A 15,490-nucleotide genomic window follows, 5' to 3' on the forward strand; every position below is an offset into this window, starting at 1 on the left:
TGTGTCACTTGGGAGAGCGCCCCGACATTTCCCGCGTCGGGTCACGCGTTTAATTGTTATTGGTTCTTTTTGCCGGAGAGCGGCTCCGCCTTATCCGGCCGACATAGATTTATTCCTGTTCACGTACAGATTGTCGGATGCGGCGTAAACGCCTTATCCGACCTGGATTCTCGTAGTCCGGACAAGACGCGCAGCGTCGCCTCCGGCATGGTGCGGTACTACTGCTTCGCCTCAGCAAAACACTGGCTGATGATTTCCAGACCCTGACGGATCTGAGCGTCTTCAATGGTGAGCGGTACAAGGATGCGCAGCACGTTGTAATACGGGCCGCAGGAGAGAAGAATCAGACCCTTATCGCGGGCGCGTGCCACGATCTCGGCGGTGAGTTTTACGTCCGGTTTGCTGTGTTCGCCATCTTCAAACAGCTCGATGGCGATCATCGCCCCCAGCCCGCGTACGTCGCCGATCTCCGGGTGTTTTTCGGCGATCGCCAGCAATCCGTCTTTCAGCTTCTGCCCCAGAACGTTGGCTTTTTGCAGCAGATTTTCCTGCTCGAACACCTTCAACACTTCCAGCGCCGCTACGCAGGCAATCGGGTTACCGGCATAGGTGCCACCCAGTCCGCCCGGTGCGACGGCGTCCATCACTTCCGCGCGCCCGGTGACGCCCGCCAGCGGGAAACCGCCTGCGATCGATTTCGCAAAGGTGGTGAGATCTGGTGCCACGCCCATTTGCTCCATCGCAAACAGCGTGCCGGTACGCCCTGCGCCGCTCTGCACTTCATCGGCAATCAGCATGATCCCATGCTCGTCACACAGCGCGCGTAAACGCTGCATAAAGGCTGGCGTCGCGGCGTAGAAACCGCCTTCGCCCTGAACGGGCTCAATCACGATGGCGGCGATATCTTCCGGCGCGGCGTCATTTTTGAAGATCCGGTGGATGCTGGCGATAGCGTCATCCTCGCTTATGCCGTGCAGCGGGCAAGGATAAAGCGCGCGATAAACATGACCCGGCATCAGCCCCATGCCCGCAGAGTACGGATTCACCTTGCCGGTCAGCGCCAGCGTGTAATGCGTGCGCCCGTGATACGCACCGCTAAAGGCGATGGTCCCGCTACGTTTGGTGGCGGCGCGGGCGATTTTCACCGCATTTTCCACCGCTTCGGAACCGGTCGTAACCAGCAGAGTTTTCTTGGCAAAATCGCCCGGCACCTTCTGATTCATAATCTCGCACAGTTCAAGATACGGCTCGTAAGCCAGCACCTGGAAGCAGGTGTGCGACAGTTTTTTCAACTGCGCTTCCACCGCCGCAACCACTTTCGGATGCAGGTGCCCGGTATTGAGCACCGCAATCCCGCCCGCGAAATCAAGATACTCACGGCCTTCAACGTCCCACACCCGGCAGTTTTCCGCGCGGTCAGCGAAAATCGGGTGAATTTGCCCAACGCCACGGGGAATCGCCTGACTGCGGCGCTGCATTAACTCTTTATTGCTGCTCATTCGCATTCTCCAGTTAAAGACCGATGCACATATATTTGATTTCTAAGTAATCTTCGATGCCATACTTCGAACCTTCACGACCCAGACCCGAGGCTTTAATGCCGCCAAACGGGGCCACTTCATTGGAAATAATGCCGGTGTTGATGCCGATGATGCCGTACTCCAGTGCTTCGCCCACGCGGAAGACGCGGCTTAAATCACGGGCGTAGAAATAGGCTGCAAGGCCAAATTCGGTGTCATTGGCTTGCGCAATCACATCGGCTTCATCTTTAAAACGGAACAGCGGGGCGAGGGGGCCAAACGTCTCTTCTTTCGACACTTTGGCGTTAGCCGGAACGTCCACCAGAATGGTCGGCTGGAAGAAGTTACCGCCGCGTTCATGTGCTTTACCGCCGCAAACCACGCGCGCGCCTTTCTCCAGCGCATCGGCAATATGCTCTTCCACTTTTGCTACCGCTTTTTCATCGATCAGCGGCCCGATGGTGACGCCTTTCTCCAGCCCGTTGCCGATGTGCAGTTTGCTCACCGCCTGCTGCAATTTTTCGGCAAAGCGGTCATACACGCCGTTCTGCACATACAGGCGGTTGGCGCAGACGCAGGTTTGCCCGGCGTTACGGAATTTCGAGGCCAGCGCGCCTTCCACGGCTTTATCGAGATCGGCATCGTCAAAGACAATAAACGGTGCGTTGCCGCCCAGCTCCAGCGACACTTTTTTGATGTCTTTCGCGCACTGTTCCATTAACTGACGGCCAATTTCGGTCGAGCCGGTAAACGACAGCTTGCGCACCAGCGGGTTGCTGGTCAGTTCGTTACCGACCGCGCCCGCCGAACCGGTGACTACGTTAAACACGCCAGCCGGAACGCCCGCGCGAATCGCCAGTTCTGCCAGCGCCAGCGCAGAGAACGGCGTCTGACTGGCGGGCTTCAGCACCATCGTGCAGCCTGCCGCCAGTGCCGGACCGGCTTTACGGGTAATCATCGCCGCCGGGAAGTTCCACGGCGTGATAGCCGCGGTGACGCCAATCGGCTGCTTGATAACAATCAGGCGTTTATCGGCCTGATGACCGGGAATGGTGTCGCCATAAATACGTTTGCCTTCTTCTGCAAACCACTCAATAAATGAGGCGGCGTAGCTGATTTCGCCTTTCGCTTCAGCCAGTGGTTTGCCCTGTTCGAGGGTCATCAGGCGCGCTAAATCGTCCTGATGCTCCATCATTAAATTGAACCAGTTGCGCAGAATGTTGGCGCGTTCTTTGGCAGTGAGCGCACGCCAGACGGGCAGGGCGCGGTTGGCGGCGTCGATAGCGGCGCGGGTTTCATCAGCGCCCATTTTCGGCACGCTACCCAGCTTGTCGCCGTTCGCCGGATTGGTGACGTCGATGACCTCGCCATTGTTGGCGTCCAGCCATTCCCCGTTAATCAACGCCTGCTGGCGGAATAAGTTACTGTCGTTAAGTTTCATCGCTACATCCTGTTTTCAAAGGTTATTGATTAAATGCGGCGTGTAAGGCATCCACACTACGTGCCGCTCGCAGCGTGCGTCCGGGGTTACTCTGGCTTGCCAACAGCGTTTGTACCTTGCTGACAATATGCGCACCAATAGGAATTGCTGATGTCGCTGCCGGGGAGGGCGCATTACAGGTGTGGATCGTGCGCGGGGTGGTGACAAACAGAAAATCGTCAATCAGCTTGCCGTCCGGCGATACCGCCTGCGCCCGCACACCGGCGGGCCAGGGCTGGAGATCGCTTAACGAAAGCCGGGGACAATACTTTTGCACCAGCCGCAGATAGCCGCTTTTGCACAGCGAGTTTTTCATCTCGCCCAGTCCTGAGCGTAGATGGTTTTGCAGCACCCGGCGAATCCCCGACGAGCCCAAAATTTCCAGCGTGTCGCTAAATGAGAAGTCGCGCTTACGATAGCCTTCGCGTTTGAAAGCCAGCACCGCGTTTGGCCCGACGGTCACACTGCCGTCGATCATGCGGGTGAGATGCACGCCCAAAAACGGCATTGCCGGGTCGGGAATGGGGTAAATCAGGTGGTTAACAATCTGGTTATGCTCCGGCGCAAGGCGGAAATACTCGCCGCGGAACGGGCAGATAATAAAGCCCGGTTCGAGGCCGAGCATTTTCACCAGCCGGTCAGCCATCAGCCCGGAACAGCTAATCAGCGTCGATGCTTCATATTCACCGCCCTGACGGGTACATATCACCACGCCGTTTTTATGCTCACTGAGGGCGCTGACTTCGGCGTTATAGATAATCTCACCGCCTCTGGCCTGAAAAATTTTTGCCATTGCCGCCGTCACTTCGCGGTAGCTGACAATGCCGCTGGACGGCACAAAAATACCGCCCAGCCCGGTGATATTTGGTTCGCGCTCGCGCAGTTCCTCGGCGTTTAACCACTCGCGATCGATTCCGTTCGCCGCCGTGCGTTCCCACAACGCGCGCATCCGTTCCATTTCGAGTTCAGAGGTGGCGACCAGCATCTTGCCGCAGTTGTCATAGCGAATGCCGTTTTGATCGCAAAAGGCTTTGGTGGCGCGGTTTCCCGCCAGGCAGAACTGCGCCTTCAGGCTGCCGGGCGTGTAATAGACCCCAGCATGGATCACGCCGCTGTTGTGGCCCGTCTGGTGACAGGCCGGGCCGGACTCTTTTTCCAGCAACGCAATGCGGGCATCCGGATAAACATCAATCAGTTGCATGGCGGTCGACATGCCGATGATGCCGCCGCCAATAATCACAAAATCATACATCCGCTCAATTCCTTTGCGCTTACTGATGCGTCTGGTAGTGGTGAGTGGCGTAAGCGAAATAGCCACGCTGACGCATCAGTTCACGGCGCAGATCCGGGTGCGGAGTAAAGCGGTCGCGACCGTGCAGCCAGAACAGGTTGTTAATCAACAGGAATTTGCCAACGGGAACGGGTACAGAAAGAATGCCTTTACTGGTTTCAATGGCATCGGAAAGCTCGCTCAACCACACGCCTTCTTCGAAGTCTTTCGGCTGGACAAACTGGTCGATATAGCGCATCACCGGGCGGCCCTGCTGATCGACATCGAACACCGGATGGAAGACATCTTTGCTGACGTTTTTGCTCGGCGGCGCGGCAAAGCGCATCGGACGGCGCGCCAGCGGATGGCGGAAAAAGTGGTCCAGATGTTCCCAGTCATCGAGATGCAGCAGCAGCGAGTTACCGCCCTGCATGTTCTGCTCGTCGATTTTCATCATCAGCACGTAATCAGTGATCTCTTCCACGTAGGTGCCGTCGTTGTGCAACTCCATCACGCGGTGTGGCTGACGCAGATAGCTGTCTGAGTTATCAACATTTTTCACCACGAAACGCGCGTAATACTGACCGCTCATCGCATCGAAATTGGAGCGACCAATCAGATGCGCCACCGCCGTCGCCAGCTTCACCATCTCATCCGCCTGCGCGACATCATCGATACCCACCGCATTGATCAACAGCGCACCTTCAGCGCGGTTTAACAGGGTCTTCAACAGCAGCGGTTGCAGCTGATTCGCACACAGATCGTCGAGAATTTTGCCTACCCGAAAACGCAGAAACGATTTGTACTCCAGCGCCTGCACGGGCCACTCGGCAACCTGTTCGAGAAACTGTTTGGTCGTCTGTTCGGTGAAGGTGAGTTCCAGCAGACGCGGGGATTGCGCCGACGGGATGAGAGTGAATCCGCTATAGTCCTGGCCTGAATCGACAGCGTTATTTTGTACGGCGGTCAGTGCATTCATCAGAAGCGATCCTCTTATGAGATGTAGGGTGACATGGCGATGCTCATTTCGTAGCCATAATCTAAAAATATCTACATTTCTGAAAAATGCGCATAAAAGTTACATATTGTTTTCTTATTGTGATCAAAAACAACAAATTAATAACAAATAATGTGAGGGATAAGAATTGGGTTGAAAGGAAATGAATAATTAAAACAATATATTAAGTGTGCTTATACTCTTTTTCGAACTGGTGGCATTTGTTTAAATGCTATTTAAACTGCTTTTTCAGAGTTCAACTTACTGAGTTCCGTGTCGACTAATGTGAGTAAGATCAATCGCATCCAACCTATGTTACTTGATGGAATCGATAACAATATTAATGAATATACAGATTCCAGGAAGGCTGGCTATGGGGGCAAATTATTCTCTTTCTGGCAACGGGTAAATAACAGTGACCATTTGTCGAGAAGCTGATACTGAGCTGAGGGATACTGTATATGTCTGGACTGTAATTGGATGAATTCTATTCAGGGCGGGTCAGGACCAATAAAAAAGCCCGCATCAGCGGGCTTTAATGTCATAGGGAGTCGCGACTCCGTTGCGTATCCTTTTTTGTCTCCTCACCGTCTGGTCGGTGTCCTGCTGAGACTTATAACTTCCTGTTTTTGTTGGTGTAGTCCTTACACCGTCCAATCATGATTGGTGGAGCTGGCGGGAGTTGAACCCGCGTCCGAAATTCCTACATCCTCGGTACTACATGCTTAGTCAGTCTTTACATTCGCTTGCCAGCTGCGGACGGACACGCCACTAACAAACTAGCCTGATTAAGTTTTAACGCTTCAACCCCAGGCAGGGCTTCCACGCGATCTCTTTTGGGTTTGACCTCTCTTGATCCCCGTCCTAAGAGCGGAGGCTAGGGAGAGAGGGCTCTAAGCAGATTATTAAGCTGCTAAAGCGTAGTTTTCGTCGTTTGCGACTATTTTTTGCGGCTTTTTACGAGGCCAACCGCCCCTCGGCATGCACCTTGGGTTTCGCAAATCCCGTCGAATCCAGAATCAGCCCCAATGTGTAACGGTAAGTATACCAGATTTATGAGCAGCATGACTAGCCCAAAAGGCGTTATCATCCTGGAATTAGCGCCTGCATAGTATGATTTTTTTTCGATTAAGCAATGGGATGGCTACATCTGTGTCAGATTTGACAGTCGATAAGATGTTCATTCGCGCCACCGGATAGGGAGGCGCGGTGAGGATTTGATTAGTATCGCTTATATAGGTTTAACGGTGGGCATTTTTCATGATACGCGCTTTATCCACCTGCCATTCGCGTTCTTTGATATCTGAACGTTTATCGTGCTGTTTCTTACCTTTGGCGACGCCGATTTTCACTTTGCACCAGGCATTTTTCCAGTACAGGGAGAGCGCCACTACGGTATAGCCTTCTCGATTGACGCGACCGTACAATGAGTCCAGTTCGCGCTGGTTGAGAAGTAACTTGCGGGTACGGGTAGGATCGCACACCACATGCGTGGAGGCCACAGCCATTGGCGTGATGTTAGCGCCAAACAGAAATGCCTCTCCGTCGCGCAGAAGGACATAGCTGTCGCTGATATTGGCTTTTCCTGCGCGCAGGGATTTAACCTCCCAGCCTTGCAGGGCAAGTCCCGCTTCGAACTCTTCTTCGATAAAGTATTCGTGACGGGCGCGCTTGTTAAGCGCGATGGTCGCTGAACCAGGTTTATGTGCTTTTTTCTTCGTCATAAGCGTCGTGAATCATCGGTAATCTGAAATCGAAAACACCCCATATCAATCCTGCGGGGGACAAGGCTCTATCTTAGCATGAACCCGATGTTACCCAGCGCCGGGATAGCGTTTTTTTTACAGCAGGATAAATGATATTATTTGTTGGATTTTTGTTGATGGAAATTGTTATGCCTCAGATTAGTCGGACCGCACTGGTGCCCTACAGCGCGGAGCAAATGTATCAGTTAGTGAATGACGTTCAGTCTTATCCTCAGTTTTTGCCGGGTTGTACCGGAAGTCGGATTCTGGAGTCCACTCCTGGGCAGATGACTGCTGCGGTAGATGTGTCTAAGGCTGGGATCAGCAAAACGTTTACAACCCGCAACCAGTTGACCAGTAATCAAAGTATTCTCATGAGTCTGGTTGATGGACCGTTTAAGAAATTGATCGGCGGTTGGAAGTTTACGCCGTTGAGCCAGGACGCGTGCCGTATTGAGTTTCATCTCGACTTTGAGTTTACCAATAAGTTGATTGAACTCGCCTTTGGTCGTGTGTTTAAAGAGCTGGCAGCTAATATGGTGCAGGCTTTTACTGTTCGTGCAAAAGAGGTCTACAGTGCCAGGTAAAATTGCCGTTGAGGTGGCTTATGCGCTACCTGAGAAGCAGTACCTGCAGCGCGTGACGTTGCAGGAGGGCGCGACGGTTGAAGAAGCTATTCGCGCCAGTGGTTTGCTGGAATTGCGTACCGATATCGATTTAACTAAAAACAAAGTCGGCATTTACAGCCGTCCGGCAAAACTCAGCGATATTGTGCATGATGGCGATCGGGTGGAGATTTATCGTCCTCTCATTGCCGATCCGAAAGAGCTTCGCAGGCAACGAGCAGAAAAATCAGCGAATAAATAACAGACAGAAAAAAGGTGCTCATTGAGCACCTTTTTTAACGTCTTTGAGAGCAACTTTATTATTAGTTACCACTCAGCGCAGGTTTGTTATCAATGTTGGTCAACACACCGCTACTGTTAAAGGTCAGCGTCAGCGTTTGCTGCGTTACACCTTCATGACCAGGTTGCTGGCGGAAGACATAGAACCAGGTATTTGTACCAAATGGATCGGACATCAGCGGTGTACCCAATGCGTACGCAACTTGTTGTTGCGTCATGCCAACACGTATTTTGGATACGTCGTTAGCGGTCAGATAGTTCCCCTGGTTGATGTCAGGACGGTAAACCACTCGCTCCAGAGTGGAACAGCCTGCGGTCAACATCAATAGTACTGCTGCTGCAGCAGTCAGCGTTTTACAGCGCATAGTGATTTGATTCCTTTTCGGGCCCGAGCAGTACGTGGCTCATCTGTAATATGCCGATGATAATAGACCTTTCATCACTTTAAAACCTTTTGCTTTCCGGTCTTACGGCGTTTTGCTGTTTACTCTGACCGTGAAGCAGGAAAAAAGTTTACGCCGCAAGCAGTTCTTTCGCATTCGCCAGTGTGTTACGTGTGACTTCACTGCCACCAAGCAGGCGCGCCAACTCTTGTAACCGCGCTTTTTTATCCAGGGATTGCATATGCGTTTCTGTCATCGCACCATCGGTTTCTTTGCTGACAAAATAGTGTTGATGACCACATCCCGCGACTTGTGGCAGGTGGGTAACACACATCACCTGAGTTGATTCGCCAAGTTGACGTAGCAGTTTGCCGACAACTGCCGCTGTTGGGCCGCTAATCCCTACATCCACTTCATCAAAAATCAGTGCCGGGGTTTCCATTTTACGCGCGGTAATGACCTGGATTGCCAATGCGATGCGGGACAACTCACCACCGGATGCGACTTTGGCAATAGGCTGCATTGGCTGACCTGGGTTGGTGGTTACCCGAAACTCAATACGATCAGCGCCGTCAGCGCCCAGGTGATGCTCGTCAAATTTAACATCGATCGTAAACTGCCCATGTGGCATAGAGAGTGCATGCATACTATCGGTGATCAGCTGTGCCAACTCATTTGCATAATGCTGGCGTTGCTGGTGTAACGCGCGCGCCGTTTCCAGTGCCTGCTGATGATGTTTCGTTACCGCCAGCGCGAGCGTTTCTTGTGAGTCGGCCTGATCGTCCAGTTGCTGCTGTTCTTCCAGTAGCGACTGGTAATACTGTGGCAATGCCTCAGGGCTGACGTGATGTTTACGTGCCAGCGAAATCTGTTTTGAGATGCGCTGTTCAAGTTCAAACAGTCGGTTGGGATCGAGATCCAGACGATCGCAGTAGTGGCGTAGTTCATCACTGGCTTCAGCAATCTGGATGGTAGCCTCTTCCAGCATATCAAGTACGCCGGACAGTTTGCTGTCCATGCCAATCAATTCGCTCACCAGTTGTTTAGCCGTGTAAAGTTGACTTTGCAGATTTGCGTCTTCACCGTCAGCCATTAATGCCAATGCATTCTGGCTGGTGGTCAGCAATTGACCGCTGTTCGCCAGACGTTTGTACTCTTCGTCGATTTGCTCAAACTCTCCAGGCTGCGGATTAAATTCGTTAAGTTCTTTTAATTGGTATTGCAGCAGCTCCGCACGGGCGGCGCGTTCCTGACTTAACTGCTGATGATGCGCGAGGTCACGGCAGCTTTGATGCCACAACTGATAACGTGCGGTCATTTCCTGGAGCTGAGAGGTTTCATTGGCATAGCCATCAAGCAGGAATTTTTGGTGCTCGGGTTTGGTGAGTAACTGATGAGCGTGCTGACCATGGATCTGAATCAGCAACTGACCCAGTTCGCGCAGTTGTGACAGAGGAACAGCTGTACCGTTGATGAAACCACGGGAGCGACCATCGCTGCTGATTACGCGACGAAGCAAACATTCATGCCCGTCTTCAAGCTGGTTTTCTTCCAGCCAACGCAGGGCCGCTGGCGTATCTTTCAGAGAAAAACGGGCGCACAGGTCGGCACGAGCAGCGCCGGTACGCACCATGTCGGCTTCAGCGCGACCACCGAGACAAAGGCCGAGGGCATCTATTGCAATAGATTTACCCGCGCCGGTCTCGCCAGTTATTACGGTCATGCCGCTATGAAAATCAATCTCAAGCTCACGAACGATAGCAAAGTTGCTGATGGTCAGTTGTGCCAACATAGTTGTTTTCCTGTATGAAAAACCATTACTGTTATTGTGTACAGTATAAACTGGTTTTATATACAGTAAAGAGGCTGGCGTAAAATTAGAATAATTTTTTTGACCAGCCGAGCTTGGTGCTTAATGTATTGAAATAACTGTAATCTTTCGGATGAATCAGATTCAGATGGTAATCACAGCGACGAATCAGGACATCTTCACCTTCCTGAATCGGAAGTGCTATCTGGCTGTCGCAACTGATTTCCAGGTCGTTACGGCGATGCGAAAAACGCAGACGGATCGTGCTGCTGCTGTTTATGACCAGTGGTCGTGCTGACAACGTATGCGGGAACATGGGCACCAGGGTAATCGCATCCAGAGAGGGTGTCAGAATAGGACCGCCCGCAGAGAGGGAATATGCGGTGGAGCCTGTTGGCGTCGAAATAATCAGTCCATCGGAACGCTGCGAAAACGCAAAGATCTCGTCGATATACACTTCGAACTCAATCATATGCGCTACTTTGCCAGGATGAAGTACCACTTCGTTAATCGCCGTGCTGATGCGTTTCTGGCAATCTTGCTGACAGACTTGCGCTTCCAGCAAAAAACGTTTCTCGCTGATGTAGTGGCCTTCCAGCACATCGGCTAATTGTTGCTGGGCGTTATCGGGATCAAGGTCAGTCAGGAAACCCAGGTTGCCACGGTTGATTCCAATAACTTTAATATCGTAGCGGGCGAGCGTGCGCGCCGCGCCCAGCATATTACCGTCGCCGCCAACGACAACCGCGAGATCAGCCTGTTGCCCAATCTCCGCGAGCGTGCCAGTTTTCACATTCTTCAGTTGCAGTTCGTGAGCGATTTGTTGCTCAACGATGACCTCGTAACCTTTTGTGCACAGCCAGCGGTAGAGCATTTCATGTGTTGTCAGTGCAGTGGGGTGCCGTGGGTGTCCCACAATGCCAATACACTTGAAATGATTATTCATTTTTCCGAGGTCCTTGTTGCGAAGATTGATGACAATGTGAGTGCTTCCCTTGAAACCCTGAAACTGATCCCCATAATAAGCGAAGTTAGCGAGATGAATGCGAAAAAAACGCGGAGAAATTCATGAGTAGTAAAGAACAGAAAACGCCTGAGGGGCAAGCCCCGGAAGAAATTATCATGGATCAGCACGAAGAGATTGAGGCAGTTGAGCCAGAAGCTTCTGCTGAGCAGGTGGATCCGCGCGATGAAAAAATTGCGAATCTCGAAGCTCAGCTGGCTGAAGCCCAGACCCGTGAACGTGACGGCATTTTGCGCGTAAAAGCCGAAATGGAAAACCTGCGTCGTCGTACTGAACTGGATATCGAAAAAGCCCACAAATTCGCGCTGGAGAAATTCATCAACGAATTGCTGCCGGTGATTGATAGCCTGGATCGTGCGCTGGAAGTGGCTGATAAAGCTAACCCGGATATGTCCGCGATGGTTGAAGGTATTGAGCTGACGCTGAAGTCGATGCTGGATGTTGTGCGTAAGTTTGGCGTTGAAGTGATCGCCGAAACCAACGTCCCACTGGACCCAAATGTGCATCAGGCCATCGCAATGGTGGAATCTGATGACGTTGCGCCAGGTAACGTACTGGGCATTATGCAGAAAGGTTATACGCTGAACGGTCGTACGATTCGTGCGGCGATGGTGACTGTAGCGAAAGCAAAAGCTTAATTTCTGCTTTCGTAATAAATCACGGCCCAGCATGCGAATGCCGGGCCGTTTTCGTTACTCCGCCACACTCTCGCGCAGCGGTTTTACAGGAAAAACTTTTACCTGCTTAATCATATTGTCCTGTACGTCGAGAATATCGATATCGTACTCGCCTATACGCACGCGGGTGCCTGCTACCGGGATCTCCTCCAGCGCTTCCAGAATGACGCCGTTAACAGTACGAGCATCATCTTCCGGTAGATGCCAGTTAAAGGCTTTGTTAATTTCTCGCACGTTGGCAGTGCCATCAATAATCACCGAACCGTCGTTTTGCGGCGTGACCTCTTCGGCAAGTGTTGGCGACATCGACGTGGTGAAATCGCCGACAATCTCTTCGAGAATATCTTCGACCGTCACCAGTCCCTGAATGTCTCCATACTCGTTGACGACCAGTCCGACTTTCTTTTTGTTGCGCTGAAACTTCACCAACTGTGTGCTGAGCGGCGTACCCTCCGGGACAAAATAGATCTCGTCCGCGGCGCGTAGCATGGTTTCTTTGGTGAACTCTTTTTTCTCCGACATGAGTCGCCAGGCTTCACGCACACGCAGCATACTGATGGCGTCGTCCAGCGAATCACGGTAGAGCACGATGCGCCCGTGAGGTGAGTGGGAGAGTTGGCGCAGAATCGATTTCCAGTCATCGTTGATATCAATACCGATAATTTCACTGCGCGGCACCATGATGTCATCGACGGTCATCTTTTCCAGATCGAGCACCGACAGCAGCATATCCTGATTGCGACGGGAAATTTGTGAGCGTGATTCGTGCACGATGGTGCGCAACTCTTCTTTACTCAAAGAGCCGCTGACTACGATATCGGTTTTAATACCCATCATACGCATCAAAATTCGGGTGATGGCATTTAGTAACCAGACTAGCGGCATCATCAGGACTTGTAGCGGCGCCAGTAGAAAACTACTCGGATAGGCGACTTTTTCCGGGTACAGTGCGGCAATGGTTTTCGGCAATACTTCAGCAAAAACCAGCACTACGAAGGTCAGCACGCCAGTCGCAATTGCCACGCCAGCATCGCCATACAAGCGCATCCCGACAATAGTGCCGAGTGCGGAAGCAAGGATATTGACCAGATTATTGCCGATTAACACCAGGCTTATCAGGCGGTCTGGCTTGCGCAGTAATTTTTCGACGCGTTTTGCCGAGCGATTACCTTGCTTCGCCATGTGTCTCAGGCGATAGCGGTTGAGTGTCATCATTCCAGTTTCTGAACCGGAAAAATAGGCTGAAATGACCACCATGATGATCAGAATAATGATCAACGTAGTAGTAGAAATGTGTTCCAGGGGAAACTCCTTTTCTGGGGTTAGCTGATTAACTGCTGGACAATTCGGCTGCCGAAGTAGGCCAGTGTCAGAATGACTGCACCCGCAACGTTAAACCAGACGACGCGGCGTCCACGCCATCCTTCATGATAATGTCCCCACAGCAGCACAATATAGACAAACCACGCCACGATAGAGAGCACGGCCTTGTCGATATTTTCCATGCTAAATAAGTTGTGCATGTAGAACAGGCCAGTGCAAAGAGTGAGCGTTAGCAGCACCACGCCAATCTGCGTGATATGGAACATTTTACGCTCGATACTCATCAATGGAGGCATTTCCTGGTTAAACGCCAGCTTCTTGTTCTTCAGTTGGTAATCAATCCACGCCAGTTGCAGCGCGTACAGGGCAGCGATAATTAGCGTGGCATAGGAAAAAAGCGATAAGCCAATGTGCACCAGCATCCCCGGCGTTGCTTCCAGATGGGTGATGTATTCATTGGGCATGAAGGTCGCCAGCGCCAGGTTGATAAGCGCAAAGGCATAGACAATGGGTAGCAACAACCAGCCACGATTGCGAGAAGCCACAATGGTCATTACCGTACAGATCATCAAACTGACCAATGAACCAACGTTCAGCAGGCTGAGGTTTTGTCCGCTATCACCGTCGGGCAGGATGCGGGCTTCCAGAGCGATTGCGTGGCAGACCAGCGCGATGACCGCAGAAATAATAGCCATGCGCCGCCAGCCGCCGTTTTTTTGCAGCAGACCGGGAACAATCAGCGCAAGACTGACGGAGTAGGCGACAAGCGCGAGCAGAGCAAAAACGGGCATAGTAATGTCGACAGTTTGAGCAATAAGAAAGAGAAGCAGTATAGCGTCAGGTGAACGCTGCTCCAACCGTTGCATAACAACAAAGACGCCTTCATGTTATACTGCGGCAAAATACTGATGATGTGTCGCGATTGCGGCCAACCGTTTCCACCCCAGGCGAGAGACAATGTTTGATAATTTAACCGATCGTTTGTCGCGCACGCTGCGCAATATCAGTGGCCGTGGACGCCTCACTGAAGACAACGTAAAAGATACGCTGCGCGAAGTGCGCATGGCGCTGCTGGAGGCGGACGTCGCTCTGCCGGTAGTGCGTGAGTTTATCAATCGCGTAAAAGAGAAAGCGGTTGGTCATGAAGTTAATAAGAGCCTGACGCCGGGGCAGGAGTTCGTCAAAATTGTCCGTAACGAACTGGTTGCGGCGATGGGCGAAGAGAACCAGACCCTGAACCTGGCTGCGCAACCGCCTGCGGTCGTGCTGATGGCGGGCCTGCAAGGTGCCGGTAAAACAACCAGCGTTGGTAAACTCGGTAAGTTCCTGCGCGAGAAGCACAAGAAGAAAGTGCTGGTGGTTTCTGCCGACGTCTATCGCCCGGCGGCAATCAAACAGCTTGAGACGCTGGCAGAGCAGGTGGGCGTTGATTTCTTCCCTTCTGATGTTGGTCAGAAGCCGGTAGATATCGTTAACGCGGCGCTGAAAGAAGCCAAACTGAAATTCTACGACGTGCTGCTGGTGGATACTGCCGGTCGTCTGCACGTTGACGAAGCGATGATGGACGAGATCAAACAAGTCCATGCGTCGATTAATCCGGTTGAAACCCTGTTTGTGGTCGATGCCATGACCGGTCAGGATGCGGCCAATACGGCAAAAGCATTCAATGAAGCGTTACCGCTTACCGGTGTAGTGTTGACCAAAGTGGACGGCGATGCCCGCGGCGGTGCGGCGCTCTCTATTCGTCACATCACTGGCAAACCGATCAAGTTCCTCGGTGTTGGCGAGAAAACCGAGGCGCTGGAGCCATTCCATCCGGACCGTATTGCCTCCCGTATTCTCGGCATGGGCGACGTACTGTCACTGATCGAAGATATCGAAAGCAAGGTTGACCGCGCGCAGGCAGAGAAATTAGCCAGCAAGCTGAAAAAAGGCGACGGCTTCGATCTCAACGACTTTCTTGAGCAGCTGCGCCAGATGAAAAATATGGGCGGCATGGCTAGCCTGATGGGCAAGCTACCGGGCATGGGGCAGATCCCGGATAACGTCAAGTCACAGATGGACGATAAAGTGCTGGTGCGTATGGAAGCCATCATCAACTCGATGACGATGAAAGAGCGCGCTAAGCCAGAAATCATCAAAGGTTCGCGTAAGCGTCGTATCGCTGCCGGTTGCGGTATGCAGGTGCAGGACGTTAACCGTCTTCTGAAACAGTTCGACGACATGCAGCGCATGATGAAGAAAATGAAGAAGGGCGGGATGGCGAAGATGATGAGAAGCATGAAAGGGATGATGCCGCCGGGATTTCCTGGTCGCTAAATGACCTTATGCGACAGAGTTATTAACTGCTGATTGC

At 52.2% G+C, this 15,490-nt stretch carries 14 protein-coding genes and 1 other RNA gene; 4 read left to right on the forward strand and 11 right to left on the reverse strand.

What is annotated here, in order from left to right; genetic code table 11:
* Window positions 1–218: 218 nt before the first annotated feature.
* The 6 genes from gabT to smpB all read right to left on the reverse strand — a co-directional run bounded on the left by gabT (window position 219) and on the right by smpB (window position 6,991).
* Window positions 219–1,499: a 4-aminobutyrate--2-oxoglutarate transaminase gene (gabT, locus tag HBM92_RS06075; RefSeq protein ID WP_001305252.1), complete on the reverse strand. Its 1,281-nt coding sequence runs from the start codon at window positions 1,497–1,499 to the stop codon at window positions 219–221.
* A 13-nt stretch (window positions 1,500–1,512) separates the two neighbouring features.
* Window positions 1,513–2,961, reverse strand: coding sequence for an NADP-dependent succinate-semialdehyde dehydrogenase (gene gabD, locus HBM92_RS06080; protein WP_000772886.1), 1,449 nt, complete (start codon window positions 2,959–2,961; stop codon window positions 1,513–1,515).
* A 22-nt stretch (window positions 2,962–2,983) separates the two neighbouring features.
* A complete protein-coding gene (gene lhgO / locus HBM92_RS06085; protein ID WP_000271960.1) occupies window positions 2,984–4,252 on the reverse strand; it encodes an L-2-hydroxyglutarate oxidase in 1,269 nt (422 codons plus the stop codon).
* Between the two features lie 19 nt (window positions 4,253–4,271).
* Window positions 4,272–5,249 carry a glutarate dioxygenase GlaH gene (glaH, locus tag HBM92_RS06090; RefSeq protein WP_000993109.1) on the reverse strand — a complete coding sequence of 326 codons (978 nt, stop codon included), beginning with the start codon at window positions 5,247–5,249 and terminating at the stop codon, window positions 4,272–4,274.
* A gap of 682 nt (window positions 5,250–5,931) precedes the next feature.
* Window positions 5,932–6,294: a transfer-messenger RNA gene (gene ssrA, locus HBM92_RS06095) on the reverse strand.
* 214 nt (window positions 6,295–6,508) lie between these two features.
* Entirely contained in the window at window positions 6,509–6,991 is a 483-nt protein-coding gene (smpB, locus tag HBM92_RS06100; protein WP_000162574.1) for an SsrA-binding protein SmpB, read from the reverse strand.
* A 170-nt stretch (window positions 6,992–7,161) separates the two neighbouring features.
* Between smpB and ratA the strand changes: the two genes are divergently transcribed.
* Entirely contained in the window at window positions 7,162–7,599 is a 438-nt protein-coding gene (gene ratA, locus HBM92_RS06105) for a type II toxin-antitoxin system toxin RatA (protein ID WP_001339419.1), read from the forward strand.
* Entirely contained in the window at window positions 7,589–7,879 is a 291-nt protein-coding gene (locus tag HBM92_RS06110; protein ID WP_001117834.1) for an RnfH family protein, read from the forward strand. Before ratA ends, HBM92_RS06110 begins: the two co-directional genes overlap by 11 nt.
* Before the next feature lie 61 nt (window positions 7,880–7,940).
* On the opposite strand, the gene bamE is transcribed toward HBM92_RS06110, so the two are convergent.
* The 3 genes from bamE to nadK all read right to left on the reverse strand — a co-directional run bounded on the left by bamE (window position 7,941) and on the right by nadK (window position 11,056).
* Window positions 7,941–8,282 (reverse strand): outer membrane protein assembly factor BamE, encoded by a 342-nt coding sequence (bamE, locus tag HBM92_RS06115; protein WP_001203437.1) that lies wholly within the window; start codon window positions 8,280–8,282, stop codon window positions 7,941–7,943.
* A gap of 148 nt (window positions 8,283–8,430) precedes the next feature.
* A complete protein-coding gene (recN, locus tag HBM92_RS06120) occupies window positions 8,431–10,092 on the reverse strand; it encodes a DNA repair protein RecN (RefSeq protein WP_000880938.1) in 1,662 nt (553 codons plus the stop codon).
* 85 nt (window positions 10,093–10,177) lie between these two features.
* Window positions 10,178–11,056, reverse strand: coding sequence for an NAD(+) kinase (nadK, locus tag HBM92_RS06125; protein WP_001059176.1), 879 nt, complete (start codon window positions 11,054–11,056; stop codon window positions 10,178–10,180).
* 122 nt (window positions 11,057–11,178) lie between these two features.
* Here nadK and grpE point away from each other — a divergent pair, with 122 nt between their 5' ends.
* Window positions 11,179–11,772, forward strand: coding sequence for a nucleotide exchange factor GrpE (gene grpE / locus HBM92_RS06130; protein WP_001296310.1), 594 nt, complete (start codon window positions 11,179–11,181; stop codon window positions 11,770–11,772).
* A 54-nt stretch (window positions 11,773–11,826) separates the two neighbouring features.
* Here the strand turns inward: grpE and HBM92_RS06135 are convergent, their stop codons facing one another.
* Complete coding sequence (locus HBM92_RS06135) at window positions 11,827–13,113, reverse strand: HlyC/CorC family transporter (RefSeq protein WP_032140825.1); 1,287 nt, start codon at window positions 13,111–13,113, stop codon at window positions 11,827–11,829.
* A 20-nt stretch (window positions 13,114–13,133) separates the two neighbouring features.
* Window positions 13,134–13,925 carry an inner membrane protein YpjD gene (locus HBM92_RS06140; RefSeq protein WP_001338897.1) on the reverse strand — a complete coding sequence of 264 codons (792 nt, stop codon included), beginning with the start codon at window positions 13,923–13,925 and terminating at the stop codon, window positions 13,134–13,136.
* A 166-nt stretch (window positions 13,926–14,091) separates the two neighbouring features.
* Here HBM92_RS06140 and ffh point away from each other — a divergent pair, with 166 nt between their 5' ends.
* Window positions 14,092–15,453, forward strand: coding sequence for a signal recognition particle protein (gene ffh / locus HBM92_RS06145; RefSeq protein ID WP_000460035.1), 1,362 nt, complete (start codon window positions 14,092–14,094; stop codon window positions 15,451–15,453).
* Window positions 15,454–15,490 lie beyond the last annotated feature (37 nt).

This window comes from Escherichia sp. E.sYA108 (assembly GCF_011754335.1).
Classification (GTDB): Bacteria; Pseudomonadota; Gammaproteobacteria; order Enterobacterales; family Enterobacteriaceae; genus Escherichia; species Escherichia coli.

Bases quoted from the DNA above. Each gene is read 5' to 3' on its own strand.
- smpB (WP_000162574.1), bottom strand. From the start codon at position 6,991: ATGACGAAGAAAAAAGCACATAAACCTGGTTCAGCGACCATCGCGCTT.
- grpE (WP_001296310.1), top strand. From the start codon at position 11,179: ATGAGTAGTAAAGAACAGAAAACGCCTGAGGGGCAAGCCCCGGAAGAA.
- ffh (WP_000460035.1), top strand. From the start codon at position 14,092: ATGTTTGATAATTTAACCGATCGTTTGTCGCGCACGCTGCGCAATATC.
- HBM92_RS06140 (WP_001338897.1), bottom strand. From the start codon at position 13,925: ATGCCCGTTTTTGCTCTGCTCGCGCTTGTCGCCTACTCCGTCAGTCTT.
- nadK (WP_001059176.1), bottom strand. From the start codon at position 11,056: ATGAATAATCATTTCAAGTGTATTGGCATTGTGGGACACCCACGGCAC.
- lhgO (WP_000271960.1), bottom strand. From the start codon at position 4,252: ATGTATGATTTTGTGATTATTGGCGGCGGCATCATCGGCATGTCGACC.
- recN (WP_000880938.1), bottom strand. From the start codon at position 10,092: ATGTTGGCACAACTGACCATCAGCAACTTTGCTATCGTTCGTGAGCTT.
- ratA (WP_001339419.1), top strand. From the start codon at position 7,162: ATGCCTCAGATTAGTCGGACCGCACTGGTGCCCTACAGCGCGGAGCAA.
- gabT (WP_001305252.1), bottom strand. From the start codon at position 1,499: ATGAGCAGCAATAAAGAGTTAATGCAGCGCCGCAGTCAGGCGATTCCC.
- glaH (WP_000993109.1), bottom strand. From the start codon at position 5,249: ATGAATGCACTGACCGCCGTACAAAATAACGCTGTCGATTCAGGCCAG.
- gabD (WP_000772886.1), bottom strand. From the start codon at position 2,961: ATGAAACTTAACGACAGTAACTTATTCCGCCAGCAGGCGTTGATTAAC.
- bamE (WP_001203437.1), bottom strand. From the start codon at position 8,282: ATGCGCTGTAAAACGCTGACTGCTGCAGCAGCAGTACTATTGATGTTG.